The organism is Thermococcus henrietii, from assembly GCF_900198835.1.
Lineage (GTDB): Archaea > Methanobacteriota_B > Thermococci > Thermococcales > Thermococcaceae > Thermococcus > Thermococcus henrietii.
Window position 1 is genome coordinate 894,761 of sequence record NZ_LT900021.1, and the last position, 25,917, is coordinate 920,677.

At 55.4% G+C, this 25,917-nt stretch carries 28 protein-coding genes; 12 read left to right on the forward strand and 16 right to left on the reverse strand.

Going from position 1 to position 25,917, the window contains the following annotated elements; all coding sequences use genetic code 11:
* The first annotated feature begins 96 nt into the window (after nucleotides 1-96).
* From CS910_RS04960 to cdr, 4 genes are read left to right on the forward strand one after another with little or no spacing between them, the layout of a single operon-like run.
* A complete protein-coding gene (locus CS910_RS04960) occupies nucleotides 97-3,261 on the forward strand; it encodes a C1 family peptidase (protein WP_223211929.1) in 3,165 nt (1,054 codons plus the stop codon).
* A gap of 41 nt (nucleotides 3,262-3,302) precedes the next feature.
* The gene (locus CS910_RS04965; protein WP_099210005.1) at nucleotides 3,303-3,602 is read left to right on the forward strand and encodes a DUF424 domain-containing protein; all 300 of its coding nucleotides are present in this window, start codon (nucleotides 3,303-3,305) and stop codon (nucleotides 3,600-3,602) included.
* Between the two features lie 42 nt (nucleotides 3,603-3,644).
* Nucleotides 3,645-4,802, forward strand: coding sequence for a 60S ribosomal export protein NMD3 (locus CS910_RS04970; RefSeq protein ID WP_099210006.1), 1,158 nt, complete (start codon nucleotides 3,645-3,647; stop codon nucleotides 4,800-4,802).
* Nucleotides 4,803-4,853: 51 nt separating this feature from the next.
* Nucleotides 4,854-6,182: a CoA-disulfide reductase gene (cdr, locus tag CS910_RS04975; protein WP_099210007.1), complete on the forward strand. Its 1,329-nt coding sequence runs from the start codon at nucleotides 4,854-4,856 to the stop codon at nucleotides 6,180-6,182.
* Here the strand turns inward: cdr and CS910_RS04980 are convergent.
* Nucleotides 6,171-6,959: a BtpA/SgcQ family protein gene (locus CS910_RS04980; RefSeq protein ID WP_099210008.1), complete on the reverse strand. Its 789-nt coding sequence runs from the start codon at nucleotides 6,957-6,959 to the stop codon at nucleotides 6,171-6,173. The two genes, cdr and CS910_RS04980, sit on opposite strands and share 12 nt — an antisense overlap.
* 91 nt (nucleotides 6,960-7,050) lie before the next feature.
* Between CS910_RS04980 and CS910_RS04985 the strand changes: the two genes are divergently transcribed.
* Nucleotides 7,051-7,623 (forward strand): PH domain-containing protein, encoded by a 573-nt coding sequence (locus CS910_RS04985; protein ID WP_099210009.1) that lies wholly within the window; start codon nucleotides 7,051-7,053, stop codon nucleotides 7,621-7,623.
* Here the strand turns inward: CS910_RS04985 and CS910_RS04990 are convergent.
* From CS910_RS04990 to CS910_RS05000, 3 genes are read right to left on the reverse strand one after another with little or no spacing between them, the layout of a single operon-like run.
* Nucleotides 7,620-8,258: a DUF257 family protein gene (locus CS910_RS04990; RefSeq protein ID WP_099210010.1), complete on the reverse strand. Its 639-nt coding sequence runs from the start codon at nucleotides 8,256-8,258 to the stop codon at nucleotides 7,620-7,622. The two genes, CS910_RS04985 and CS910_RS04990, sit on opposite strands and share 4 nt — an antisense overlap.
* A gap of 45 nt (nucleotides 8,259-8,303) precedes the next feature.
* Nucleotides 8,304-9,587 carry a TldD/PmbA family protein gene (locus CS910_RS04995; RefSeq protein WP_099210011.1) on the reverse strand — a complete coding sequence of 428 codons (1,284 nt, stop codon included), beginning with the start codon at nucleotides 9,585-9,587 and terminating at the stop codon, nucleotides 8,304-8,306.
* On the reverse strand, nucleotides 9,584-10,945 hold the full coding sequence (locus tag CS910_RS05000; protein WP_099210012.1) for a TldD/PmbA family protein: 1,362 nt from the start codon (nucleotides 10,943-10,945) through the stop codon (nucleotides 9,584-9,586). The genes CS910_RS04995 and CS910_RS05000 overlap by 4 nt, the downstream gene beginning before the upstream one ends.
* Before the next feature lie 81 nt (nucleotides 10,946-11,026).
* On the opposite strand from CS910_RS05000, the gene CS910_RS05005 reads away from it, so the two are divergent.
* The 3 genes from CS910_RS05005 to CS910_RS05015 are packed head-to-tail and all read left to right on the forward strand — an operon-like array spanning nucleotide 11,027 to nucleotide 13,769.
* Complete coding sequence (locus CS910_RS05005) at nucleotides 11,027-11,536, forward strand: winged helix-turn-helix transcriptional regulator (protein WP_099210013.1); 510 nt, start codon at nucleotides 11,027-11,029, stop codon at nucleotides 11,534-11,536.
* Nucleotides 11,533-11,787 carry a hypothetical protein gene (locus CS910_RS05010; RefSeq protein WP_099210014.1) on the forward strand — a complete coding sequence of 85 codons (255 nt, stop codon included), beginning with the start codon at nucleotides 11,533-11,535 and terminating at the stop codon, nucleotides 11,785-11,787. The genes CS910_RS05005 and CS910_RS05010 overlap by 4 nt, the downstream gene beginning before the upstream one ends.
* Nucleotides 11,788-11,843: 56 nt before the next feature.
* Nucleotides 11,844-13,769, forward strand: a complete 1,926-nt coding sequence (locus tag CS910_RS05015) for a S16 family serine protease (RefSeq protein ID WP_099210015.1) — start codon at nucleotides 11,844-11,846, stop codon at nucleotides 13,767-13,769.
* Here the strand turns inward: CS910_RS05015 and CS910_RS05020 are convergent.
* Nucleotides 13,766-15,031 (reverse strand): phosphoadenosine phosphosulfate reductase domain-containing protein, encoded by a 1,266-nt coding sequence (locus CS910_RS05020; RefSeq protein ID WP_099210016.1) that lies wholly within the window; start codon nucleotides 15,029-15,031, stop codon nucleotides 13,766-13,768. The two genes, CS910_RS05015 and CS910_RS05020, sit on opposite strands and share 4 nt — an antisense overlap.
* 143 nt (nucleotides 15,032-15,174) lie before the next feature.
* Between CS910_RS05020 and glmM the strand changes: the two genes are divergently transcribed.
* Together glmM and CS910_RS05030 are read left to right on the forward strand one after the other, a co-directional pair.
* On the forward strand, nucleotides 15,175-16,524 hold the full coding sequence (gene glmM, locus CS910_RS05025; RefSeq protein WP_099210017.1) for a phosphoglucosamine mutase: 1,350 nt from the start codon (nucleotides 15,175-15,177) through the stop codon (nucleotides 16,522-16,524).
* A 1-nt stretch (nucleotide 16,525) separates the two neighbouring features.
* Nucleotides 16,526-16,939 carry an EamA family transporter gene (locus CS910_RS05030; RefSeq protein WP_099210018.1) on the forward strand — a complete coding sequence of 138 codons (414 nt, stop codon included), beginning with the start codon at nucleotides 16,526-16,528 and terminating at the stop codon, nucleotides 16,937-16,939.
* Here the strand turns inward: CS910_RS05030 and CS910_RS05035 are convergent.
* The 10 genes from CS910_RS05035 to CS910_RS05080 all read right to left on the reverse strand — a co-directional run bounded on the left by CS910_RS05035 (nucleotide 16,936) and on the right by CS910_RS05080 (nucleotide 21,835).
* Nucleotides 16,936-17,511, reverse strand: a complete 576-nt coding sequence (locus CS910_RS05035) for a hypothetical protein (RefSeq protein ID WP_099210019.1) — start codon at nucleotides 17,509-17,511, stop codon at nucleotides 16,936-16,938. The genes CS910_RS05030 and CS910_RS05035 overlap by 4 nt on opposite strands.
* A gap of 5 nt (nucleotides 17,512-17,516) precedes the next feature.
* Nucleotides 17,517-17,975 carry a type II toxin-antitoxin system VapC family toxin gene (locus tag CS910_RS05040; RefSeq protein ID WP_099210020.1) on the reverse strand — a complete coding sequence of 153 codons (459 nt, stop codon included), beginning with the start codon at nucleotides 17,973-17,975 and terminating at the stop codon, nucleotides 17,517-17,519.
* Nucleotides 17,962-18,156, reverse strand: a complete 195-nt coding sequence (locus CS910_RS05045) for an antitoxin family protein (protein ID WP_099210021.1) — start codon at nucleotides 18,154-18,156, stop codon at nucleotides 17,962-17,964. The genes CS910_RS05040 and CS910_RS05045 overlap by 14 nt, the downstream gene beginning before the upstream one ends.
* A 50-nt stretch (nucleotides 18,157-18,206) precedes the next feature.
* Complete coding sequence (locus CS910_RS12150; RefSeq protein ID WP_158523803.1) at nucleotides 18,207-18,383, reverse strand: PIN domain-containing protein; 177 nt, start codon at nucleotides 18,381-18,383, stop codon at nucleotides 18,207-18,209.
* A gap of 8 nt (nucleotides 18,384-18,391) precedes the next feature.
* On the reverse strand, nucleotides 18,392-18,637 hold the full coding sequence (locus CS910_RS12155; protein ID WP_099210023.1) for a PIN domain-containing protein: 246 nt from the start codon (nucleotides 18,635-18,637) through the stop codon (nucleotides 18,392-18,394).
* Nucleotides 18,638-18,642: 5 nt separating this feature from the next.
* Nucleotides 18,643-18,861 (reverse strand): hypothetical protein, encoded by a 219-nt coding sequence (locus CS910_RS05060; RefSeq protein ID WP_099210024.1) that lies wholly within the window; start codon nucleotides 18,859-18,861, stop codon nucleotides 18,643-18,645.
* A gap of 33 nt (nucleotides 18,862-18,894) precedes the next feature.
* Complete coding sequence (locus tag CS910_RS05065) at nucleotides 18,895-19,470, reverse strand: AAA family ATPase (RefSeq protein WP_099212430.1); 576 nt, start codon at nucleotides 19,468-19,470, stop codon at nucleotides 18,895-18,897.
* Complete coding sequence (locus CS910_RS05070; protein ID WP_099210025.1) at nucleotides 19,467-20,270, reverse strand: hypothetical protein; 804 nt, start codon at nucleotides 20,268-20,270, stop codon at nucleotides 19,467-19,469. The genes CS910_RS05065 and CS910_RS05070 overlap by 4 nt, the downstream gene beginning before the upstream one ends.
* Before the next feature lie 78 nt (nucleotides 20,271-20,348).
* On the reverse strand, nucleotides 20,349-21,545 hold the full coding sequence (locus CS910_RS05075) for an aminotransferase class V-fold PLP-dependent enzyme (protein WP_099210026.1): 1,197 nt from the start codon (nucleotides 21,543-21,545) through the stop codon (nucleotides 20,349-20,351).
* Nucleotides 21,542-21,835: a hypothetical protein gene (locus CS910_RS05080; protein ID WP_099210027.1), complete on the reverse strand. Its 294-nt coding sequence runs from the start codon at nucleotides 21,833-21,835 to the stop codon at nucleotides 21,542-21,544. Before CS910_RS05080 ends, CS910_RS05075 begins: the two co-directional genes overlap by 4 nt.
* Before the next feature lie 111 nt (nucleotides 21,836-21,946).
* On the opposite strand from CS910_RS05080, the gene CS910_RS05085 reads away from it, so the two are divergent.
* Both CS910_RS05085 and acs read left to right on the forward strand, forming a co-directional pair.
* On the forward strand, nucleotides 21,947-22,687 hold the full coding sequence (locus CS910_RS05085; RefSeq protein ID WP_317450596.1) for an ATP-binding protein: 741 nt from the start codon (nucleotides 21,947-21,949) through the stop codon (nucleotides 22,685-22,687).
* A 275-nt stretch (nucleotides 22,688-22,962) separates the two neighbouring features.
* Nucleotides 22,963-24,903, forward strand: a complete 1,941-nt coding sequence (acs, locus tag CS910_RS05090) for an acetate--CoA ligase (RefSeq protein ID WP_099210029.1) — start codon at nucleotides 22,963-22,965, stop codon at nucleotides 24,901-24,903.
* Here the strand turns inward: acs and hypE are convergent.
* Nucleotides 24,900-25,916 (reverse strand): hydrogenase expression/formation protein HypE, encoded by a 1,017-nt coding sequence (hypE, locus tag CS910_RS05095; RefSeq protein ID WP_099210030.1) that lies wholly within the window; start codon nucleotides 25,914-25,916, stop codon nucleotides 24,900-24,902. The genes acs and hypE overlap by 4 nt on opposite strands.
* Between the last annotated feature and the right edge of the window lies 1 nt (nucleotide 25,917).

Below are 25,917 nucleotides of genomic sequence, written 5' to 3' on the forward strand. Positions count from 1 at the left end.
ACGGGCATCTCAGCGAAAGTCGCATTGTCAAATCCCTTTAGGGAGCAAGTTCCTTTGGTATCACCAACGGATGTTCCAGGATTCCATAAAACGGGGATGATATGGGTACCCCCAGAGGAATATGCAAAAGTTACAGGAGTCCACTTTGCACCACTGAACGCTAAGGCCTTTGAGGAGGCCCTAAGAAGTGCTCCCTTCTACCCGGGCAGGACAACTCCAATATCAAACACGTACAAGGCTCCCTCCACATTGCTTCCACCTCTGGTTTTCAACACAATGTATCTACCCCCTATTGGTGACCAGGGGATGGTCGGTTCATGCAACGCGTGGAGTTCTACTTACTACGTCTGGACCTACATGCTCAACTGGTGGAGAAACCACCCGTATCCCTCCAACCCCAGCGATATAATGAACCCAACATTTACATACAATCTCATCAACGGTGGAGAGGACCAAGGTAGCATCCCTGAGGACGCTATGAATCTGATATCCACAATAGGTGCTGTACCACTTGACAAGTTCCCAGTCTATACGTACAACCTTCCAAGCGATTATGCATGGGTCTGGCCAAACCTAACCCAGTGGATGCTTGCACCCCACAACAGTGCTGACTACCTGACATACCTTGGAGGATATGACCTCAATGTACCCGGTGAGTGGCACGTAATAGACCTCTCAAATGACACCCAGTGGAACTATCTCCTCCAGCTCTTGGCCCAGGGATACATTGTCCAGTTTGCCTATCCTGTAAACCTCGTATTCTTCGTAGCAACGGACATGGATGCGTCCTCGTTCCTTAGGTGGCTTGACACATTGGCTGAGAGGACTAAGAATCAGACTTTCATAAACTATGTAAAGGAGCATTTCACCGAAAACAAGACTTTCATCCAAGAGGCCAACTACTACTTCACCTACGACAGGTATACCATCACGAATTCCATGGTTAACTGGACTTTTAGGACCTGGTGGAAGGTTTGGAGCACTTACTATCAGCTGTACCACCACAGTAAAGCTCCATTTGTCTTCGGAGGACATGCGGTTACCATAGTTGGTTACGACATGAACAGAGAGACAACTGATGGCAAGGGCGTTCTTATAATCGCTAACTCATGGGGTTCCGACTGGGGTGACCACGGATACTTCTACATAAGCTTTGATGCGGCAAGGTTTGGGGCAGCATATGAGAACTCAGACCAAACCGCTTGGGTGTATGTTCCGAAGGCTGCTAACTACACTCCAGAGCTCATGGCAGTTGTTGGCATAAAGCACCCAATTAGGGGAGAGACATTCAGTGGTATTGTAATCTTCAACTACACCCCACCCTACCCAGTTCTTGCTACTCCCGTTAAAGGAGGGCTTGATGTAGGAGTTATCCCCGGAGGCAGCAATAAGCCATACTACACGCCGTTCTTCAACTTCCAGATAAACTATCTCTGGTGGCCGATTCAGTGGATACCACCCACCGTGGATATTCACAATGCCACACAGCTTGAGAAGTACATTGTTGATTACGCCAAGGCCATTGCGAGAAAATACAATATGACGTACGAGCAGGTACTTGAGAACTACCTTTACTTCCCACAGGTTCATCCGTATCCAAAGAGCCCCATGGCGTTCGATATCAGCGACGACATTGAATACTTAATTGAATACATAGAGGAGACAAACACTACCCCCTTAAATGCCACCTTCTATGTGACTGCCAGGGACATCCTGCCTGACAATGTGACGGGTCAGGTGTACAACTTCACGATACTTTTGAACCTGAACGGACACTACGTTCCACTGGCGGCAGTAGACAAGAACGTGACAATACCCGATGGGGGAAGTGTGAACGTCTCTGTAACTGTCCCGCTGGTCAAGTACGAGAACGCCCCGAACAACGTGAGCCTTAACTTCGGTACCTTCAACGTCAGCATCTTCAGCCTCATTCCGCTCAAGGGCGCGGAGATTATCATCGGTGGCAAGAGCTACCAGCTCAGCGCCGAGGAGGGAGGTTACTACTACTACGCAACTGCTATCGCCCAGAAGCTCAACCTCCCCGCTGGAACATACAACTATACAGTTGTCGTCACGTACCCGAACGGCAAGGAAGTTAAGCTCCCAACTAGGACCGTTACCATCAAAGAGCCGGTAGTTTACATAAAGTCCCCAGAACCAAAGGTTTACAACACCAGTGAAATAGAGCTGGCCGTCAAAGTCGTTGATGTCCTAAACGTTACCAACGTCACGGCCAAAGTTGGGGGTAAGGAGTACGCCCTCACCTACAACGCCACCACCGGTCTCTACACCGCCGAGCTCAACCTCACCAACGGCAAGTACACCCTAACGGTTACCGCAGTTGACGAGAAGAACGCCACCGGAAAGGCCACCGTTAACTTCGTTGTCAGCACGGAGGCCAAGGTCAAGACCGTCAAGGTTAACAACGAGACCAACGTTACCGTTGGTGTCGTTGGAGGAAGCGCCAACGTTACGGCCGAGAACAACACCGTCGTTGCCAACGTCAGCACCTCAAAGGGAACCGTCACCGTAGAGGTGCCCGTGGTTAACAACGTCCAGAGCGTCGTCGTCAACGCAAGCGCAATCAACTCCGTTGTCACCGGCAAGAGCAACGCCAGCCTCGCCGCAGGATGGAACGCCAGCGTCAGCGTCACGACCACTGCCAAGTACGTTAAGACCGAGAACTACAAGAAGCTCTACTCAGTTACAATAAGGGCCAACGTCACCCTCGGTGAGAACGGCGTTGCCGTGGTCGCCCTCAGGGACATTAACATAAGCAAGATATACGTCTGGAAGAACGGCCAGAAGATACCGCTTACGACCGACAAGAGCAACCCGCTCGGATACTACTACAAGGAGGGCAACATCATCTTCGTCGTCCTCAAGGAAGACCCGGTCATAGAGGCCGACGGATACTTCGAGGTTCCAGTCCAGGTCAGCAGGAGCCACGGCGTGTCCTTAACGGCTCTCAACTTCCTCGCCTACCGCTGGTACAACATGTACCTCCAGGAGTTCAACGAGCTCTACCAGAAGGCTCTCCAGATGAACGTTAGCAACGAGACCCTTAAGCTCGCCCTCCAGTATAACGAGACCGCCGCTACGTACTACCAGAAGGCCCTCGAGCTCTCGAACAACAACATAATCCTCCACCTCGGTGACCTCCAGTTACTGGTGCCTCTCAGGAAGGCCTACCTTAACGAGGTCAAGGCTGTGGAGATACTCAAGGAGGCCCTGGAGAAGCTTGAGTCCCAGGGTAGCTAAACCCTTTTAACCTCTTTTCTCCCTTTTCCCCCGGTGGTGGAATGATATACGTCAAGGTTTACCGCGTTCAGGGAGAGGTTCTCCTCGCGGCGTGCGACGAGGAACTAATCGGAAAGACCTTCCGCGAGGGCGAGCTCAAGCTCGAGGTCAAGGAGCGCTTTTACAAGGGCGAACTCGTTGAGGAGGAAAGGCTTGAGGAGCTCCTCGACGAGGCAACGATAGCGAACTTAACCGGGGAGCGCTGTGTCGCCAAGGCAATCGAACTCGGCTACGTCGACCCGGACAGGGTTCTCAGGATTCAGGGCGTCCCCCACGCGCAGATGGCGAAGCTCCTCTTCTGAGACTTTTTAAACCCTCAACCCAACTCGAAACGGGTGAGAGAGATGAGGTTCTGCTACCGCTGTGGGATAAGCGAGGAGGAAGGCGGTCCGCTCATCGAGGGCCTCTGCCAGGTCTGCTACCGCAAGGAGAACCCGGTCCTGCTCATGGGGGAAGAGGTGAACACCGAGCTCTGCCAGAACTGCGGGAGCTATAAGAAGAGAGGCGTGTGGGTTGACCCGAGGAGCTACGAGCTTGAGGAGCTCATCTTCGAGGTCGCCGAAAATGCCCTCCTTGAAGAGCTTGAGGATTCCTTCAGCGAGAAAATCAGGGAGTACGAGGTCGTTTCACCCGAGGAGCTGGAGGATATTGAGGATTTACCCGTCGGCAGGGCCGTGGTTTCCTTCGAGCCCCTGGACTTCCACATCGAGCACTTTCCGGCGATAATCGTCTACGAGGTCCGCGTTAAGGCCAGGACCCACGAGCTGCAGAGGGAGCTCCACGAGGAGAGGAAAAAGGCCACCGTCTACGTCCGCCAGACAGTCTGCCCCCGCTGTCAGAAGTTCCTCGGCGGCTACTTCGAGGCGATTCTGCAGGTCCGCGCCGAGGGGAGACCCCTGAGCGAGGAGGAACGGAAGGCCATAGGAAAGCTCGTCGAGGAAAAAGTTGACGAGATAATGCGGAAGGACAGGATGGGCTTCATCCAGGATACTATAGAGAAGGAAGAGGGCCTCGACTTCTACATGGGCTCCACCAGTTCGGCGAGGAAGATAGCGCAGGCAATCCGCGAGAGGTTCGGGGGAACGATAAGCGAGGCCTATGAACTGGTGGGCCTCGACAGACAGACGAGCAGGGAAGTTTACAGGACGAGCGTGAGCGTGAGGATTCCGAAGTTCAGGAAGGGGGACATCGTGGCCGACAGGAGGGGCAACGTCTACGAGGTCGAGCGCGTTGACGGCAAGGGCTTAACGCTCAAAAACCTTGAGAACTGGGAGAGCGAGCACCTTGACTGGAAGACCGCCAAGAGGGAGAAAGTTGACACCGTCGAGCACGAGGAGAGCGAGGCGATGGTGACGAGCGTTACTCCCGGTGAGGTTCAGCTGATGGACATGGAGAGCTACGAAACTTATGAGCTCAACAGACCGCCCTTCGAGGTTGGCGAGGGAGAAGTTTACCGGATGGTGCGCGTTGGAAAGAGGAAGTACTTCAGGGGCAAGAAGTGACGCTTCTGCCCACCAACCTTTTTAACCGAAGGTTTTGAACCCTTCTCGGTGATGCCGATGAAGAGGGTCGTTATCATCGGTGGCGGAGCGGCCGGAATGAGTACCGCCTCGCGCGTCAAGAGGCTCAAGCCCGAGTGGGATGTCAAGGTCTTCGAGGCAACTGAATGGGTCAGCCACGCCCCCTGCGGAATCCCGTACGTCGTTGAGGGAATCTCACCGACTGAAAAGCTCATGCACTATCCGCCCGAGGTCTTCATCAAGAAGCGTGGTATTGACCTCCACCTCAAGGCAGAGGTCATCGAGGTCGGCCAGGGCTACGTTCGCGTTAGGGAAGAGGACGGCGAGCACACCTACGAGTGGGACCATTTGGTTTTCGCCAACGGCGCCTCGCCCAGGGTTCCCGCCGTTGAGGGGGTAGACCTCCCGGGCGTCTTCAAGGCGGACCTCCCGCCCGATGCCGTCGCCATCAGGGAGTACATGGAGAAGAACCGCGTGGAGGACGTTGTAATCATCGGCGGTGGCTACATAGGGGTTGAAATGGCCGAGGCTTTCTCCGCCCAGGGCAAGAAGGTCACCCTCATCGAGCGCGGGGAGAGGGTTATGAAGAAGGCCTTCGACAAGGAAATCACCGATATACTTGAGGAGGAGATGAGGAAGCGGATAAACCTCCGCACCGAGGAAATTCTCATGCGCATTGAGGGCAGGGAGAGGGTTGAGAAGGTAATCACCGACGCCGGCGAGTACAAAGCCGACCTCGTGATTCTCGCCACCGGAATAAAGCCCAACGTCGAGCTGGCCAAGGAGATAGGCGTCAGGATAGGCGAGACCGGGGCGATATGGACTAACGAGAGGATGCAGACGAGCGTTGAGAACGTCTATGCAGCGGGAGACGTCGCCGAGACGAAGCACCTCATAACCGGAAGGCGCGTCTGGATTCCGCTCGCTCCGGCAGGAAACAAGATGGGCTACGTCGCGGGAAGCAACATCGCCGGTAAAGAGCTCCACTTCCCCGGTGTGCTGGGAACGAGCGTCACCAAGTTCTTCGAGGTCGAGATAGGCAAGACCGGCCTGACCGAGGCCGAGGCGATAAGGGAAGGCTATGACGTCAGGACTGCCTTCATAAAGGCGAGCACAAGGCCCCACTACTATCCGGGGGCGAGGCCGATATGGCTGAAGGGCGTTGTGGACAACGAGACCAACAGACTGCTCGGCGTTCAGGCTGTGGGTGCTGAAATCCTCCCAAGGATTGACACGGCGGCGGCGATGCTCACCGCTGGATTTACCACGAAGGATGCTTTCTTCACTGACCTTGCTTACGCACCGCCCTTCGTGCCGGTCTGGGACCCGCTGATAGTCCTTGCGAGGGTTTTAAAGTTCTGAACCTCTTCTCATTTTTTCTGCCAGCTCAACGAGCTTTTTAGCTCTCTCAATGGAAACTTCGTTCTCGACCTTTCCATCGCGCTTGAGCCACGTGCCGACGATGAAGGCATCCGCATACCTCCACAGCTCCGGAAGGTTGTCATAGGTCGTTCCGGAGCCGACGACGACTGGAACTGGCGAGATTCTCTTCGCGAGGGCGAGCTTTTCAAGGTCAACCGGTTTTCCGGTGGCTTTTCCGCTCACCACTATTGCATCGGCCAGACCGCGCTCGACGGTGTCCCTTATGGCATCTTCAAAGTCGAAGAAGTGAACCGCGTGCTTGACGTGAACGTCGGCGAAAACCTTGATTCCGCTCGGGAGAAGCTTCCTCAGCCTTGCAAGCTCGTGGGCGATGCCCTCGATGATTCCCTGGTCGGTGAAGGCAACTCCGCTCAGCACGTTCACCCTTATGAAGTCCGCTTTAATCGCGTAGGCTATTGAATAGGCCGATATCCCGTCGTTCCTGAGGACGTTAATCCCGACCGGAACGCTCACCTCGTCCCTGACTGCCTTTGCTACGGCGGTGAAGGAAGCGACCGTCACCTTGTCAACGGTCTTTGGGAACGGGACGTCGCCGAAGTTCTCAATCATTATCGCGTCGAAGCCCGCATCTTCAAGGGTCTTCGCATCCTTTAGGGCGAGCTCAGTAACGGTCTCAAGGGTGCCGTCGTAGAGGTACGAGCCGGGGAGGGGCTTGAGGTGGACCATCCCGATGAGCGGTTTCCTCTCGAAGTCCATACCAACACCTCCCCAACCGTAGGGGGCTTCTCCTTAAACGGTTTCCGGCAGGTTAATATATTCCACCGCCAAATTAGGTTAGGTGTTGTCCATGGGAGAGCCCGAACTTCCGAAGGCCCTCGGGAAGGTTATTGAACCCGGGGAGCGCGTCCTCTACTCGGTCAAGAAGAAGGTAAGCCTCGAAAAGCCCAAGTGGCTTCTCGTTACGGACAGGAGGATTATCTACCTTGATGAGAAGATTCTCGGGAGGTACGACGTCAGGGCGTTGCCCTACCAGAAGCTCGAGAGGGTCACGGTCAAGCTGGGCATAATGAGCTCCGAGTTCATAATAGAAGGGGAGGAGAGCATAACGCTGAAGCTCGGCTGGATGGACAAGGAGGAGGCTCGGAAGACCATAAACGCCATCAAAGAGGCCCTCAACGCGATAGCGGTCGAGCCCGTGAGCATAGCTGTCAAGAAGGGCTTCACCAGCGAGGAATGGGTCCTCAACAAGCCGAAGGAGCTCGTCACGAGAACGGCCCCAATCTCGCACACTGCACCGGTTCAGGAGAAGAAGGAAGACCCGATGGACAGGCTGAAGAAGCTGAAGGAGCTCTACGATATGGGCGTCATAAGCCAGGAGGAGTACGAGGAAAAGCGGAAGAAGCTACTGGAGGAGATTTAGAGGATTACGGCTTCCTTCCCGAGGAGTTCTCTCCTCGATGTTTTCACAACACCTAGGAGGTATCCCCTCTCCGTGGGGTAGAGCCCCAGGACGGTAGTCGCTATTTCCCTGAGGAGTGCTCCAAAACCCCCCGGCCTGGACTCAACGACGTCAGAGTTCATAAGGTAGAGTGCTATCCTGTCTTCCTTGCCGACGAAGCCTGCAACGTTTCTTATGAGCCTAAAGAGTTCCCTATCTGTAAGAACCATGAACAGCTTGTGAAAACCGATGACGGGGTTTATCATTACACCGTCCCTCACCTTGGAGTATACCATCTCATAGTACTTGAAATCTATAGAATGTCTGTCAACGTCCACGGTTCCTATCACGTTTCCAACGTTTTTGGAGCCCCCTATCTTTACCACTGGCAAATCCAAAAGGTTGGACACGTCAAAACCCAAAGTTCTAAGTCTTGCTATGAACTCAGGGTACGTGTCGAGAACGTCATCCACCAGTATTGGTTTTCCTGCAGACGTTGCCCACTCAGCGATTAAGAGCAACAACAGCTCCACGGGAGAATCTGGGGAGTACTCGACGAGCACGGTCTCGCCGGGTCTAAGGAGCGATAGAAGCCCCTCAACACTGTTTGGCTCCATGGGTCATCCCCTACCAAAATTCGGCATGAAAGTATAAAAACGTTGTCAAACGAGCCTTCCCTCGACGATTGCCCTCGGTGAAAGAAAACTTGAAATTCTCTCAACCTCTTTTCCGGGTTTCAGTGTTCTGAGAAGCTCGAAGACGTTGCCGACGAGCATGTTGTCCTTGAACGGCCTGAGCTCACCGTTCTCAACCACGTAGCCGAGCTCGACCGTTAGCGAGAAGTCACCGCTTACGGGGTTGGCCGTGTGCTCACCGAAGACCTTCCTGACGATGACACCCTCGTAGTCCTCAAGGCTCTCCTCCCCGGGCTCGAGGATTAGGTTGCTCGTTCCGATGTACGGGACACTCCTAAAGGTTCTCAGCGCGTTTCCCGTGCTCTCCATGACGAGGAAAGAGGCGTAGGTGTTGTCGAGGAGGAAGTTTCTAACTATTCCGTCCCCGACGAGAACCGTTCTCTGGCCCGGACTTCCCTCGCCGTCGAAGGAGTAGCTTCCAGGGAGAGCCGGTAGGGTCGAGTCGTCCACGAGCGTGAAGGAACCTACCTCGTCGCCGGGCTTCGAGAACCTGCTCCTGCCGTGGTAAACTTCATCGCCGTAGAGGTTGCTCAGGAAGACCTCTACGATTGACGCCAGAGCGTTGGGTTCCAGAACGAGCTCCCCCGAGTAGGGTTCGAGCTTCCTCGCCCTCGCGCTCAGCCTCGCCTCGTCAATGGCCTTCTCAACTGCGCGCTCAAGCTCCTCAACCGGCTGGAGGGAGGTGAAGCTCTGCCTGTAGGAGCCCGTCCCAGGGGGCTCGCTGAGCACCGCATAGGCCGAAACTCCCATGTAGGTGGAGCGCTCTTCAAGCTCGATTCCGTTGGAGTTGACGACCCCGCTCGTCCCGACCGCGAGGGAGAGCGAACCCGATAGCGTCTCCTCTCCTTTCTTCTCCCGCATCAGCTCAGCGTATTCGAGGGCGAGCCTGTGGGCATCCTCGAAGGGAATCTCGTCAATCTCCCTGTCGTAGATTCCCCTGACGCGGTTCACCCTTCCACTGGTCGGAAAGCCCCTGAAGGGAACCTCGCTTATCTTCGTCAGCTTTATTGCCCTCTCCACCAGCTTCTTGAGTTCCTCCTCGCCCGGGTGGAGGCCCGTTATGTACGAGAAGCCGAGCCTGCCCTTTAACCCAACCCTGAGGCCTATTCCCGAGTAGAACTTCCTCTGGGAGCGCTCAAGGGTTTCCCTCTCGATTCTGAACGAGCCCGAGCGCCCGAACTGGTAGAATACTTCCCACTCGACGTTTTCGCTTTCAAGGAGCTTCACGAGCCTTTCAACTGCCTCAATCATCTCAATCCCCCCACGAGGGCCCTCGTGAGTATATGTGGCCCGCCGTCGTCAACCGGGACCCACTGGCCCTTTCCGCAGTAGCCCGGGAACTCAACGCGCGTGTCGTTTCCGATGGCCCTTATGTTCTTCAAAACGTCGAGGATTTTGCCCGAAAGCGCGACGTCGCGGACCGGTTCCTTAATCTCCCCGTTCTCCACGATGTAGCCGAGCTTCGCTCCGAAGGTGAACGTCCCGTTGGCGGTGTCAACTTCGCCACCCTTGTCGCCGAGCATGTAGAGGCCGTTCTTAACCTCCTCAAGGATTTCCTCGAAGGACCAGTCGCCGGGCTCGACGTAGGTGTTGCCCATCCTCACGAGGGGCTGATGGGAGTAGCTTTCAGCCCTCGCGTGGCCGTTGGGTTCGAGGTCGAAATACTCGGCCGTCTCCCTGTCGTTAAGGTAGCTGACGAGAACGCCGTCCTTGATAATCTCAACGCGCCTCGCTTTAATCCCCTCGTCGTCGTACGGGTAGCTCCCGAACTTGCCCGGCAAAGTAGGGTCGTCAACGACGTTCAAACCATCAACTGCTATCTTCTCTCCGAGCCTTCCAGCCAAGATGCTGTCGCCGTTCTTGACGGAGTCCGCCTCGACGGCGTGGCCCAAAGCCTCGTGGATGAAAACCCCCGTCAGCTCTGGGTCGGCTATGACGTCCATCTCTCCAGAGGGCGGTGAAGATGCCCTCAGAAGCTCAAGGGCCTTCTCCTTTACGTGGGCCGTCCAGTAGTGGAGGTCAATCCCATCGACCAGCTCCCAGCCGAGGGTCCCGCCGAAGCTCTTCCAGAAGTCCTGCATCTCGCCGTTTTCCTTGGCCGTTACCGAGAAGCCGAGCCTTATCCTTGGCACGACGGTTCTTATCTCGCTCCCGAGGGAGTTGAAGTAGAAGGTCTCGACGATTGAGTCGCCGTAGTTGACGGTCCTGCTGACGATTTTTTCGCCCCTGAGGAGGCCGTCGATTTCCTTGACGAGCGAGAGCTTCTCCTCGATGTCAACTTCCGTGAAGGGCTTCTTGACCTTGAGCTCAACCTCGTCTTGCAGGGGCTCGCCGAAGTAAATTCTCGCGTTCCCTCGGGAGAGCTTCGCTATCTTCATCGCCGTTTCTATTGCCTTCTCAAACCTCTCGCGGTCGTTGGCGCTCGAAAAGCCCCAGGTCCCGTTGAAGGCCCGCGCGCCGATGCCGAGCTCGGAGTTGCTCGAGAGCTCCCTCAGCTGGCCGTTGCTCATGACGAGCCTCCTTGAGGTGACCTTGACGAGCCTGATTTCATAGTAATCAAGGCCGTGTTTTCTTGCAAGCGCCTCAGCCTTTTTAACCAACCATTCCATACTCCCACCGCAGGGCATAAAAGGGAAGACCTTATATTCCTTGCCATAGATGGATGAACCACAGGGTTTAAGGGTTGAGAGATGGAGCGGAGGAACGAGATACTGAACTACATCCGCAACAGGCCCGGTGTGACGTTCCGAGAGCTGGCAAGGGAGTTGGGACTGGGCATCGGCGACCTGCAGTACCACCTCGGAAAGCTCGAAAAGGAGGGTAAGGTGTTTTCACGGAAGGTTGGCAGGAGGCGCTACATCTTTCCGGCCGGCTTCGAGGAAGAGGCTCAGCGGCTGCTAATGGCCATCTCCACGGAAACCCGAAGGAGAATCCTGCTCCTGCTCATGGAAGGTTCAATGAGTCAGGGGGAACTCGCCAGGGAACTCGGAGTCAGTCAGCCAACAGTGAGCTACCACATGCGGGAACTCGAGAAACTCGGGGTCGTTCGAGCTAAAAGAGCTGGGAAGAGCGTCCTCTATGAGATAACCTACGACCCATCAACGCTGGCGCGTCTAATCAGGGAGTACCGGCCGAGTCTGTGGGAGAGGCTGGCAGATAGCCTTATAGACATCCTGACCGGAATGGGTGAGGGTGAATGATAGAGATGCTCCTGGGTTTGATAGCAATGGTGCTCGCAATGGGGCTGGTGGTGGTTTCATACATAGCCTACAGGAAGAGCCACCTGCGGGCGGCGCTTTACCTTACACTGGCGTTCCTGCTCTTTGCGTTCAAGAAGGTTGTCGAGCTCTCTGCTGAGAGCAGGGCCATAAGACACGACATAAGCCTGATTGTTGATTCCTTGGAGGTTTTGGTTCTCCTGCTGTTCTTCCTGGCCCTGTGGAGGCGTTAAACTCTTGAACCACAAACGCTTTATTTGGCCTCTCTAATCCCTCCACGGGTGAAAGGATGAAGCGAGTGATGGCTTTAGTGGTGGCAATTTTCCTCCTGCTTCCTTTAGCGACCCCAGTGGGTGCCCAGTGTCTCAGCGAGGGACACACGGTTGTGATACACGCACCCGCGGTTGCCAAGACCGCCACCGGCGGCTTGAAGGGTGTAGTCACGGAGTTCGTCATAACCGTAACCCCGGGTCACGGGCACGTCTACATAGAGACGTGGCCGCTGGCGCAGGTTGACATGCAGGCCAGCGCAAGGCTTGCAGCCCAAGTTGCGGGGCGGGTCCTTGGGGTCAACATGAGCCGCTACGACGTTTTTATCCAAGTTCGCGCGAACACCTCAATCATCGGAGGTCCCTCCGCTGGGGGAACCATGACCGTCGGTATAATAGCGGCCCTAAAGGGATGGAAAATTAACCCCAACGTTATGATGACTGGAATGATTAACCCGGACGGCAGTATCGGCCCGGTCGGCGGAATCCTTGAGAAGGCGGCCGCCGCGCACCAGGCCGGGGTTAAGCTCTTCCTTATCCCGGAGGGTCAGAGGATTCAGTACGTCCAGGAGACCCAGAAGAAAGAAGTGGGGGGAGTTATCGAAATCAACAGTGAAACCAAGCCCGTGGATGTTGTCAAATACGCCGAGCAAAGGTGGGGGCTCAAAGTCGTTGAGGTCAAGGACATCTATCAAGCGGTTTACTACTTCACAGGCCACAGGCTTCCGAGGCCAAAGCCCCCCGAGAACGTTAAGATTGACACCTCGTTCCTCAAGAACGATGCCCTGAGCGACTACAAGAACACCACGGAGTACTACCAGAAGGTCATGAAGGAACTCAAGGAGAGCAACGTTGGCTACGAAACCTACGAGACGCTCCTCGCGGCCCTTCAGAACGTCGGTCAGATTCTCAACCAGTCTAAAAGGTACATCGACGAGGGAATGTACTACACCGCCCTGAGCAAGGACTTCCAGGCTAGGATAGTGATAAGGCACGTGGACTGGTACCTCCAGACGAACACACCACAGCAGGTTGAGGGGCTCCTAAAGAACACGAGCAAGGAGATAAAGCGCGTTGAGGCCTTTGTGGATAACCAGAGTATACGGGGAGTGACCATGCTTCAGGCCGTTGCCGCGGCTCAGGAGCGCGTTGAAGACGCCAAGAGCAGTCTTGACCAGGCGTGGAAGTACTACTACTCCGGCGACTACTGGGACGCCATAGGAAAGGCGGCCTACGCCTACGAAAGGGCCCAAACGGCCGTGCTCTGGACGAACCTCGGAAAGCGCTTTGCGAAGGGCAATCCCATAAGCAAGGACGTTATAAAGACGACGGCGAGGGACTACATAGATGAGTCCGACCTGATAGTTGCCTACATCGAATCCATGTACGGCGACGTGATAGGAAACAGTCTAACGAACACGATAGAGAAGGCCCAGGAGTACTACGAGGATGGAAAGTACTCCGCGGCGCTGTTCACGGCCATGCAGGCGCGCGTTCAGGGCGAGGTCTTCCTCGACACCCTTGCAATAACTAACTGGTCCGTCCTGATGGACAAGCTCAACATGATTAAAGGGGACGCCAAAACCGCCATAGGCATCGCCGAGGAGAAGGGGATAACGCCGATACTGGCAATAGCCTACTACGAGTTTGCCCAGAGCTTCGAGGAACTCGCCAAGAAGAACCAAAGCGTCGACGACCTCCAGACCGCAATGACCTTCTACATGTACGCCAAGGAAACCGCAAACCTGTTCCTATCAACTCCGCTCAACCCGGTTCCGAGCGTCCCGGCCGAGAACGCTACGGTCCCCAACGTCACCCTTCCAAGCCAGACCACCACCTCCAACCCGGTAAAGACCGGCACCACCGGCGAGGCTGACTACGGACTCATGGGGCTCTTCGCGATAGTTGCCTTCGTCGTCGGTCTGGCCGTCGGAAGGAAGCTTTAGCCCGGAAGGGCCTTCACTCCCTTCTTCTTTAACAGCTCGACCTCCCATTCCGCCAAGCTTGGGCAAACGGTACAGCCGAGACGGTAGAAGCCCTCGTAGTAGAGCGGGTGAAGCTTAAAGCCCCTCATGAGTATGAAGAGCTGGACCATGAACCCGCTCCAGAACTTTATCGGCATGACCTCGAGGATTCTTCCGAAGTCCGTCTTCCTCTCAACGACCGGTGGCTTGAGCCTTCTCCTCGCGCTCTCACCATCCCTGTCGCCGACGAGGAGAACGGGCTTCTCGAACTCCGAAACGACCGAATAGAGAGCTTCAACCTTCTTTCTCGTGCACCAGCGGTTCCGATGGGTCGGCATGCCGTACTCCTCGATGGGCATCGGAACGTCGACGCGGACGAGGTTAACGCCAAGCTTTTCTGCGAGCCCCTCGACGTATTCATCCGTTCCGGGCATCTCGTATTCCATCCTGACGTAGACAGCGGTAACCTCGTCGAAGACCTCCTTTGCTAAAATCAGCGTGGCCGTCGAGTCCTTTCCCCCGCTCCACGGAACCACGATGTCGTAGTCCCCAAAAGCCCTGAGGAAAGCCTTTGATGCTCTGGCAAAGGCCTCTATGTATTCCCGGTTGGCGGAGATGAGCGAGTCGAGCGAGACGTCCTCGGTGCAGGGGCACTTCCAGAGGACCTCGGTCGGAAAGCCTAGCTTTTTGCTCACCTCGGCCACCTTGTTCGGGCCGGAGTAATAGACCTCCTGGTTCATAGTCTTCCTCAGGACGAGCGAGTTCTCGCCGAGCTCGACGTCGAGGAGCGAGCGCATGGCCCTTCTGAAACCGTCGCCAAGGGCGAGGTAAATGTCGTAGTCCGGGTTAATTTCGAGGCCGAAGGGGTTCTCAGGGTTGAGGGCGTAGGTTCCCCTCCACTCGATGCCGAGGCGAAAGCGGGCTTTTATATCCTCGATGTGGGAGTAGAGCTCGTCAACGCGCATGTTTCTGACGCGCTTCGTCCTCAGAACCCTCGCGTAGAAGGGTTTTCTCGACTCCCTCAGAACCGGGAGGAGTTCCTCCATGAGGTCTTTCTCCTTCTCGCCGAGGAGGAGAAGGGGAATGTAGGGACCCTCAAGGACTCTCTCAAGGTTCTCGAGGACCTCCTCCTTGGTTCTCCCCCCGCCGAGGCTCTCAACCCTCAGGAAGCCCCCATAGTTCCTCTCGTTTATGTAGCTTAGAGCCTTCGCGTCCTTCCTTGCCCTCGCTATGAGCGCGAACATGGAAGGGGTTAAAAGGGGAGGCTTAAAAGTCTTCGTGCCGATGACGATAACTCCCTGCCCTGAGCTGTGATGAGACCGGCTTTCCCGAGGCTCAACAAACGTTTATATTAGCTTGCTTATTTTATTTAGCCAGGGTGATGCTCATGGGCAGGTACTTCGGCACGAGCGGAATCAGGGGTTTGTTCAACGAGTGCGTTACCCCCGAGCTGGCGTTGAGGGTTGGAAAGGCAGTCGGGACTTACCTCGGCGGGGGGAGAGTCGTCGTCGGGATGGACACGAGAACGAGCAGTGAGACCCTTAAAAGCGCCCTCGTGAGCGGGCTTCTGAGCACGGGCGTTGAGGTGATAGACATCGGCCTTGCCCCTACACCACTCACGGGCTTTGCAATAAAGCTTTATGAAGCTGATGCGGGCGTTACGATAACCGCCTCTCACAATCCGCCGGAATACAACGGAATAAAGGTGTGGCAGTCCAACGGGATGGCCTACACCCCTGACATGGAAACCGAGCTTGAGAGAATCCTCGAATCCGGGAACTTTAGAAAGGTCCCCTGGAACGAGATTGGGACGCTCAGGAGGGCCGACCCAAAGGAGGAATACATAAGGAAGGCCCTCGAGATGGTGAAGCTCAATGACTCCTATACGGTTGTCGTCGATTCCGGCAACGGCGCCGGCTCAATCCTCAGCCCTTACCTCCAGCGCGAGCTTGGAAACAGGGTTATTTCGCTCAACTCTCACCCGAGCGGTTTCTTTGTAAGGGAGCTCGAGCCGAACGCGAAGAGCCTTTCAGGACTGGCGAAAACCGTTAGGGTCATGAAGGCCGACGTTGGAATAGCGCACGACGGGGACGCCGACAGGATTGGGGTCGTTGACGACGAGGGTAACTTCGTCGAGTACGAGGTCATGCTCTCGCTCATAGCGGGCTACATGCTCAGGAAGTTCGGGAAGGGCAAAATAGTCACCACCGTTGATGCCGGCTTCGCTCTGGACGACTACGTCAGGCCCTTAGGCGGGGAAGTGATAAGGACGCGCGTTGGCGATGTAGCGGTAGCCGATGAACTGGCTAAACACGGGGGAATTTTCGGTGGCGAGCCGAGCGGGACGTGGATAATCCCCCAGTGGAACTTAACTCCGGACGGGATATTCGCGGGGGCGCTCGTCCTCGAGATGATTGACAGGCTCGAGCCGATAAGCGAGCTCGCAAAGGAGGTCCCGCGCTACGTAACTTTGAGGGCTAAGATACCCTGCCCCAACGAGAAGAAAGCTAAGGCGATGGAGATTATAGCACGCGAGGCGCTCAAGAGCTTCGACTACGAGAGGCTCATCGACATCGACGGAATAAGGATTGAAAATGGGGACTGGTGGGTTCTCTTCAGGCCGAGCGGAACCGAGCCTATAATGCGCATAACCCTTGAGGCCCACACCGAAGAGAAGGCGAAGGAGCTGATGGAGAAGGCTGAGAAGCTCGTCAGGAGTGCGGTGGAGCGGGCTTGAAATGAAAACTTACCTTCTTTACGCCCTCCTTGCGGCCTTCTTCGCTTCCCTCGTTCCAATCTTTGGAAAAATCGGCCTCAGGGACGTCAACCCAACGCTCGCGACCGCTGTGAGGGCCGTCATAATGGCGGTCTTCCTCGTCGGCGTCGCCCTCGTGAGCGGTGTAACTCGGGAACCGCTGGGCGGAAAGGCGCTGCTCTTCATAGCGCTCTCGGGGATAGCGGGCGCGCTCTCGTGGCTCTTCTACTTCATGGCTGTTAAAGCCGGTCGTGTTCCCGCTGTAGTTGCGATAGACAAGACGAGCGTCGCGCTGGCAATCTTCCTCTCGTGGCTCATCCTCGGGAGCAGGATGGACGTGAAAACAGCGGTTGGCGCGCTCCTCATAGTTCTCGGCGCGATTCTGGTAGCCCTTTAGGATTTTAAAGCTTTTTCAAGCCTTTTAACACTCTCTTCAACGTCGTCCTTGTCGAACTCTAAAAACTCTCCCTCTGGGAAGCGTTCCATGAGCTCCTCGAAGAGCAGTCCCGGCCCTTCCTTAACTTCAAATCCGAATTTCTCAACGACTTTCCTGCTATCCTCAAGCCTCTTCTCCTTGTCCATGTAGAAGAACGCTGGAATCAGGCCGTAATCGAAGGAATCTGGGTCGTTCGAGGTCGTGTGGAAGACACCGCAGGTTGGGGAGCCTTTAACGCCGACGAAGACCACCCGCTCCGGCTTCTCTTCAGTCAAAATTCTTCCTATGAAGTCCGCTATGACCTGAACCCTCTCGCGCATGCCGAGTCTCTCAAAGCTCTCCCTTCCCATCGGGGGCCTCGGCCAGCCGATTAGCTCGAACTCGGGGCAGGGGTATGCAAGAACCTGCCATTCCTCGCCGAGTTCGCCAATCAGCTTTCTCAGCTCTCCTGCCGTCCAGTATTCCTTCTCCTTGGGGCCTCTGTAAACGTAGAACGGGCTCAACAGGCAGGGAGCTACTATTAGGAGGTTCACGGTAATCACCCGATAACTTTTATCAGAGGAACCTTCTCGAAATCCGAGTCAAAGGTTAGAACGCGCTCAATTTCGTGTTCCGCGCAGGTTGCAACGATGAGGGCATCGTTGGGAAGCAGTTGATACTTCTCCCCAATCTCGGAGGCGAGTTCTATCGTCTTTTCGCTGATGGGCAGGATTCTGAGGAAACCGGCATCTCTCAGCTTTTTGAGGGACTCGCCCACCTTTTTATACACAAAGAGGTACTCGCTCAGGTGTTTCTTCAAGTCGCGGGGTCCTTTCAGGCCGTCCTGAATTGCGAGGGTAAACATGACCTTGTACACGGTCTCCGAAAACACAACGGGATTTATGACAAGAATATTTCCCTGATTTATGGTCTCTCTGACAAGATCTCTGGCCTTAGGGTCTCCGAGATGGAGGCCGACCAGAACGGAGGAATCGACGAAGACCTCAGAGCGACTCATAGTATGCCTCCTTGAGGCGCTTGTAGTCGATTTTTTCGACCTTTCTGATGAGCATGGAGTCAAGTATCTCGTCAATGTCGGGAGTTACTACTATCCTCACCCTCGCGTGCTCCGGCAGGTTGAGCTTCTTCAGGGGCTTCAGCACGCCGTTCTCGTAAACCGCCTCTATAATCTCCGCCATTCCAGTTCCCAATAGTTCCTGATTCCGTGGTCCTTTAATATTTTTCGTGATTACTCACCCAGCACGATTTTTGCGAGGTCGTTGGGCGTTAGTACTTGAACCTCGCTTCCTTTTAGTCCTTCCCTCAGTGCTTTGTCCCCCGTTGCAAGTGGAACGTTGAAAGCCAAAGCAAGCGCTACGTAGGGCACATCCTTTGGGTCGGGCGTTATCTCCCTTGCCCGAGGCAAATAAGGCCTCAGCTCCTCTTTAGGGACGTTACGGTCTGACTTCGGATAATCTCGAGCATCTCAAGGAGTTCATCTTCTTTGAGTTTTGTGAGACTGAGAATTCTGTCCCATTTCTCGTCGATTTCTCTCCAGAAGAACTCGGGAACGAGAAACCTCACTTTCCTCACCACATAATTCCACGCGAAAATCAAGTGTATCTTGCCCCTGCTGTGGAGTGCCGAGAAGACGAGGTTGAAGTCGAGAACTGACTCCATCTAAACTACCTATACCTCTTTGCGAGGTCTCGCTTGAGCTCCTCGGCGAGCTTCTCGGCGTCCTCCTCACGTAACTCACTCTTTTCTGCCAGTTTGATGAACCTGCTGGCCTTTCGTATTCTTTCCTCGATTTCCTTGATGGCCTCGAGCTCTATCCTCTTCCTGAGGGCTGGGGTTAGGTATTTCTCAATCTCGTCGGGTATCCTCACAACTATCTCGCCCATTTTCTCACCAACTTCCCTTACTCCCGACTCCCTTTAAGCCTTGCTCAGCTCCTCGATAATCCGCTCCACCTTCTCCCTCAGCTCCTCTAAGGTTCCCTCGTTGACTATGACGTAGTCAGCCAGACCCTTGAGTTTGCTCGTGTGATACAGGCGCTCCTCGGCGTCGTCCATAGCTTTGAAGTCTTCGAATGTCTTGATTCCCCTGTCCTTGCTGGCCTTCCTTCTCATCAGGCGCTCGAACCTTACCTCCGGCCTCGCCTCGATGTAGATGACCTTTCCGCCGAGCCTCTTTATTGCCTCGATTTCCTCCCGCGAGCGGACGCCGTCTATGACGACCTTCTTGCAGTTCCTCTTCTTGTCAACGGTGAGTCGAATTAATATGTCCCCGCCGTATTTGTCCTTCAGGTACTTTCCGAACTCTATGAGTTTCTCGCGCGTCGGCTCTGCCTTCTCTGGCAGTTCCGGAATCCAGGAGTAGTCTGAAACGTTGTGGGTCAGCAGGTCAATCAGCGGCTCACTGCAGGAAACCCTGCAGAAGCCCTTCTCCTCGAAGAACTTGGCAACGGTAGTTTTTCCAGCGGCTATCTTTCCAACGACCCCGATTATCATCTTCTTCGCCTCCAGTATCGCCATACAACCTTGGCCCCATCTGTTGACTCCATGAGGCCGTCGTAGGTGAGTTTGGCGACGAACTCAAGGAGGGCCTTCTCATCGACCATCGTGGGGAACTCGAAGCCAAAAAGGTACTTCAGCTCGAAGAAGCCGATGTGGAGAAGCCTGAAGGGGTTGAGGAGGTAAACCCCATCCCTCTCGTCCAGCGGGAATGGAAAATCCGCTAAGACGAGCTTTGCACCCCTTTCCCTGGCGATTCTCACAAGCTTGTCCTCGTCGGGGAAGAACAGCTCCGTAAGGTCCCCTTCAACGGCTTCGTACTCGAGCCTTGGAAAGATATACCTCAGCCCGATTGCCTCGTAGGGGAGCTTGAGGGCTTTAGCAAAGCCGAGGAGCGGTTTGGCGGAGAAGCTCAGGAAGACGAGCGTTTTCAGGTTTCCCGTAACTTCGGGCCACTCCCTCGGCGGGAACCTACGCTCCGCTTCGATTATCGGCGTTAGGAACTCGAGCTCTTTGGGAAGGAGCCTTTCAGCCTCGTCCAGCTTTTTCCGCTTTATTTCAAGGTCGAGGTTTGAATAGACCGTAACCTGCCTGACTCCAAGCCTCTCACGGAGCTTCCCGATGACGAGACTGTTGCCGATGACGACGCTCTTGTCCGTTCTATCGTGGGCTATGATAAAGAGCTTGTCCCCCTTTGGGTCGTAGCGAACCTCGTCTATTCTGAAGGGGCTCTCTGGAAGGCCGTGCTCAAGCCTTATTTCCCGAACGAGCTCTTCCAGCCTTTCCCTGCTCCACATTCGTATCCCATCAAACTACCCAGGACGGTTTTTGAACCTTCCGGGGTACTAATTGGGAAACAATCAAAGTGCACCTGCTCACTTGAGTCCCTTAACCAGCTCCTCAAGAACGCCGAGGAACGTCTCAACCTCCTCAAGGCTGTTGTAGACGTGGAACGAAGCCCTCACCGTCCCGTTTATTCCTAACTTCTTCATCACCGGCAGGGCGCAGTGGTGGCCGGAGCGAACCATTATGTTGTTCTCGTCGAGTATTGCCGCGACATCGTGCGGGTGGAGCGGTGGGACGTTGAAGCTAACGACTCCAGCGTGCTTGTCGAGGTTCCTCGGCCCGTACCAGGGAATTTCGAGCTCATCAAGGCCTTCCGTAGTTCTCTTAACGAGCTTCCTCTCCTGCCTCTCGATTCTGTCTAACCCAATTCTCTCGATGTACCTTATTCCTGCAGCCAATCCTATCGCACCGCCTATGTTCGGCGTTCCGGCCTCGAACCGCTCCGGTGGCTCGGTCAGCTTGTAGGAATCCAAATCAACGTCCTCAATCGTCCCACCGCCGATTAGCGGCGGCTCGAAGACGTCAAAGAACTCCTCGTTAATGTAAAGGACGCCTATCCCAGTCGGCCCCATCGGCCCCTTGTGGCCGGAAAAGGCCAGAAAGTCCGCGTGGAGCTTCTTAACGTCAACCTCCATATGCCCGGCGCTCTGTGCCGCATCGACGACGAATATCGCTCCTTCCTCCTTCGCCATCTTTCCGAGCTCCTCGACCTCGTGGATAACACCGAGCGCATTTGAAACGTGCTGAACCGCGACGAGCTTGGCTCCCTTAATCTTCTTTTCGGCGTCCGCCAAATCGAGGTTGCCCTCGTTGTCCCCGTCGATGAACTCGAGCCTAAGGTTGAGCTTTTTAGCTAATCTCTGCCAGGGAAGTAAATCCGAGTGGTGCTCGTACGGGGTCGTGACTATCTTGTCCCCCTGCTTGAAGATGCCCTCAAGGCCGAGGGCAACAAGGTTGAGGCTCTCGCTCGTGTTCTTGGTGAACGCTATCTCCTCGAACTTCGCGTTGATGAAGTCCGCGACCACCTTCCTGCTCTCCTCGTACTTGTGCGTCGCCATCTGGGAGAGCCTGTGCACACCGCGATGGACGTTGGCCCTGTACTTAAGGTAGTACTCGTCCATGGCCTCTACAACCGGCTTCGGCGTGAGCGAGGTTGCCGTGTTGTCGAAGTAGATAACCTCGCTCGTCAGCGGTATGTCCTTCCTAACATCTTCCGGAATCCTCACGCTACCACCTCCAGAACCCCGGCGCAGTCGTAAACAATCCTCGCGATTTCCTCTCCTTTCTTTGCATCCTCTAAGAGTTTGACGATTATCTTCCCGCTCGGGTAAACGCTGACCTCGTAGCCCTCCATCTCCAGGATTAGCATCATCCCGGACAGGAGCTTCTTGACGGTGTAGCCCCTCTCCTTCAAACACTGGGCTGTCTTGGTTAGATCGAGCTTTATCCTCTTCTCCCACGAGTAGGCCCCTATAACGACGCCCTTCATCGTGACGCAGGGTTTCGAGATAATCACCCTTCACCACCGCTTTTATCTTCGCGGGAGCATTTATACCGCTTTCCTGAACCTGAGGTTGGAAACAAGAATGAACCAAATCATTTATAAGGCGTGTTACTTTTTTGCCCAATGGTGATACGAATGAAGGTTCTCGTGAGCGGTAAGGGCGGCTGTGGAAAGAGCACGATAAGCGCGATGCTCGGCAAGTATCTGGCCGGAAAAGGCTACCGCGTGCTGATAATAGATGCCGACGAGTCAAACCCGGGTCTCTACAGGATGCTCGGCCTCCCGAAGGTGAAAACTCTCGCCGAGCACCTCGGAGGGAAGAAGCGGGCCAAAATCCTCATGGCGGCTGAGGGACAGGGCGAACTCGACGAGGAGCTCTTCAACTGGACGCTCGACGAGATTCCTGAGGAGATTCTGGCCAGGAAGGGCAACCTCGCCGTTCTGACAATAGGAAAGATTGAAGAAGCTGAAGAGGGCTGTGCCTGCCCCTACGGATTCCTTGCCCGAAAGCTCCTCGAGGGCATAAAGCTGAAGGAGGACGAGGTCATCATCGTCGACACCGAGGCGGGCATAGAGCACTTCGGAAGGGGCGTTGACAAGTACGTTGACGTCGTTATCGACGTCGCAGAGCCATCGGCCGAGTCCATAGAGCTTTCGAAGAAGATAAAAGCGCTGAGCGAGAGCCTCGGCCTGAAGCACGTCTTCGTTCTCAACAAGGCTCTGCCCGGCGTCGAGGAGGAACTGCCGGTCAAGCCCGACGTGGTGATTCCCTTCGACCAGAACTTCATACTCGACAGCCTGAAGGGCAAGGAAGTTGAGCCGATAGAGCAGATAGAGGAACTGTGGAGGATAATCAACGGATGAACACATTCGGAGAGCTTTTGGCAGTCTGACGTTGCCTTCTTGTGTTTTTACACATTTCTGTAAACATTTGCGGGATTTTTTCGGAATCTTTCGGCGGTTCTTTGTCAATTGGGGCTCCTCACACCCTTGTTTCGACGAACGGCTATTCTGATTTCGGCATTCGGCTAATTAGACTTTCCTAATTCTTTTTCGACTTTTGTCGTTTATCACTTTGACAATCAACGAAAGAATTTTAAGGTTTCCTAATTCTCATTTCTGAGAAGCGAGGTGGTGTTATGCAGATAGGCGAAGGGTTCCTCAAGGAGAGGTACCTGCCATTGGAGGCCTTCAGGGAAGAGCACAGGAAGTCCATCGAGAACATCGAGGATTTCTGGGCCGAGCAGGCGAAGGTTCTCGACTGGTTCAAGACCTGGGAGAAGGTCCTCGATGACTCAAAGGCACCCTTCTTCCGCTGGTTCGTTGGGGGTCAGCTCAACGCGAGCTACAACGCTCTGGACAGGCACGTTAAGGCAGGAAAGAGAAACCGCGCCGCGATAATCTGGGAGAGCGAGCGCGGTGAGACGAGAACGTTAACCTACTACGAGCTCTACCGCGAGGTGAACCTCTTTGCTTCAGCGCTGAAAAACCTCGGTGTCGAGAAGGGTGATAGGGTCGTCATCTACATGCCCCTCGTTCCAGAAGTGGTCATAGCAATGCTCGCCAGTGCGAGAATAGGGGCGATTCACAGCGTCGTCTTCTCCGGCTTCTCGGCGGAAGCATTAGCAACGAGAATCAACGACGCCAAAGCCAAGGTTGTCATCACCGCCGACTACCTCTACAGGCGCGGTAAGAAGCTCAACCTCAAGGGGATAGTGGACAAGGCCCTCCTCGAAACGCCGAGCGTCGAAAGCATCGTCGTCCTCAGGAGGGAAGAGAACGGCGTTAACATGGTTGAGGGCAGGGACTACGACTGGAACGAACTCCTCGACGGGGCCGAGCGCTACGTTGAGCCCGTTCCGGTCGAGAGCAACCACCCGCTGTTCATCCTCTACACGAGCGGAACCACCGGAAGGCCCAAGGGAATCGTCCACTCCACCGGGGGTTACCTCGTCTACGTGGCCAAAACGATGGAGTGGGCGTGGGGAATAACCGAGGGCGACCTCTTCTGGAACACCGCAGATGTTGGCTGGATAACGGGCCACAGCTACCTCGTTTACGGACCCTTAACGCTCGGCCTTACGGTGATGATGTACGAAGGTGCCTTGAACTATCCAAAGCCTGACAGGCCCTGGGAGCTGGTGGAGAAGCACGGGGTAACGATATTCTACACCGCCCCAACGGCAATCAGAATGCTCATGCGCTACGGCGACGAGTGGGTGAAGAAGCACGACCTCTCAAGTTTAAGGCTCCTCGGTTCGGTCGGCGAGCCGATAAACCCGAGGGCCTGGAAGTGGTACTACGAGGTCGTTGGCGGTGGAAGGTGCCCGATAATCGACACCTGGTGGCAGACCGAGACCGGTGGCTACATGATTTATCCCTCGGCAGGAATACAGCTGCCCCCACTGAAGCCCGGCTCGGCTACTTTTCCGGGTCTCGGCGTCGATGCAGACGTTCTCAGGGCCGACGGAAGCCCGGCGGAGCCGAACGAGCGCGGCTACCTCGTGATAAAGAAGCCCTGGCCGGGAATGCTCCTCGGAATCTGGGGCGACGACGAGCGCTACATCCGGACCTACTGGCAGAGGTTCAGCAGGCCCGACGAGGGAATCTGGATTTACTACCCTGCTGACTACGCTATGAAGGACGACGAGGGCTACTTCTGGATATTCGGCAGGGCCGACGAGGTGCTGAACGTTTCGGGCCACAGGATTGGGACGGCCGAGATAGAGCATGCTCTGGTCCTCCACCCGGCAGTTGCCGAGGCCGCTGTGATAGGAAGGCCCGACGAGATTAAGGGCGAGGTGCCCGTTGCCTTCGTAATCCTCAAGGAGAACTGCGTCCCGAGGGAGGGCCTGAAGAAGGAACTCATAGACTACGTCAGGGAAACCCTCGGCCCGATAGCGGCCCCGGCAGAGGTCTTCTTCGTCAACAAACTGCCGAAGACGAGGAGCGGGAAGATAATGCGCCGCGTTCTAAAGGCCCTCGCCAGCGGAAAGGGCCTCGGCGACCTCTCAACGCTGGAAGACGAGGCGAGCGTGGAAGAAGTGAAAAAAGCTTTGGAAGGCTTCGAGATGCGTTAGCATATCCTCGGCACGGGGTCTCCGGCAGGGGGCTCCATGAAGCGCTTTCCGCCGATTCCGGTTTCGAGGAGGACCTTCCCTCTGTATTCTTCTATTACCTCGCCGACTATCGCCGCGTCTTTTCCCCTCTTCGTCTTCCTCATCGCCTCAAGGGCTTCTTCCGCGTGCTCCCTGGCAACGACCATAACCACTTTCCCCTCGTTCGCCACGTCGTAGGGACTGATTCCCAACATCTCGCTCGCGGCCCTTACCTCGGGCTTCACGGGTATTGCATCCTCCCTGACGAGGATTCCGACGTTGCTCTTCCTCGCTATCTCGTTGAGGGCGTTGCTCAGCCCGGCCCTCGTGGGGTCCTTCATCGCGTGTATATTTTCCCAGCCGATGGCTTTTGCAACCGCTTCAACGACCTCCCACACCGGCGCGACGTCGCTCTTCAGCTCGGTTTCGAAGGCTATGCCCTCCCTGTGGCTCATCAGCGCTATTCCGTGGTCTCCTATCGTCCCGCTGACGAGGACTATGTCTCCTACCTTCGCCCCGGCGTCGCTTACCGGCTTTTCCGCGATTCCAACTCCCGCGGTAATCACGAACATCTCTATGGGCTCTTCAACGACCTTCGTGTCGCCGGTGACGATTGGAACGGGGACTTCCTTAGACGTCTCGTCCATCGAGCGGAGAACCCTCTCAAGGACTTGCATGTCAAGGCCTTCCCCGATAATCATCGAGTTTGCTAAGGCTAAAGGCTTCGCGCCCATCACCGCCAAATCGTTGACCGTTCCGCTTATCGCGAGCCTGCCTATGTCACCGCCGGGGAAGAAGAGTGGCTTGACGGTGTGGCCGTCTATCGTAAAGACTATGTGCTCATCGCCGATGGGTATCGTCGCCCCGTCGTCGAGCTGGTCGAGTCCTATTCCCCCGGCGCTCTTGAGGGTCAGGGTCTTCAGTATAACGTCCCTCAGGAGCTCCTCCATTATTTCTCCGCCCGCACCGTGTTCGAGCTTTATCTTTTCACCCATC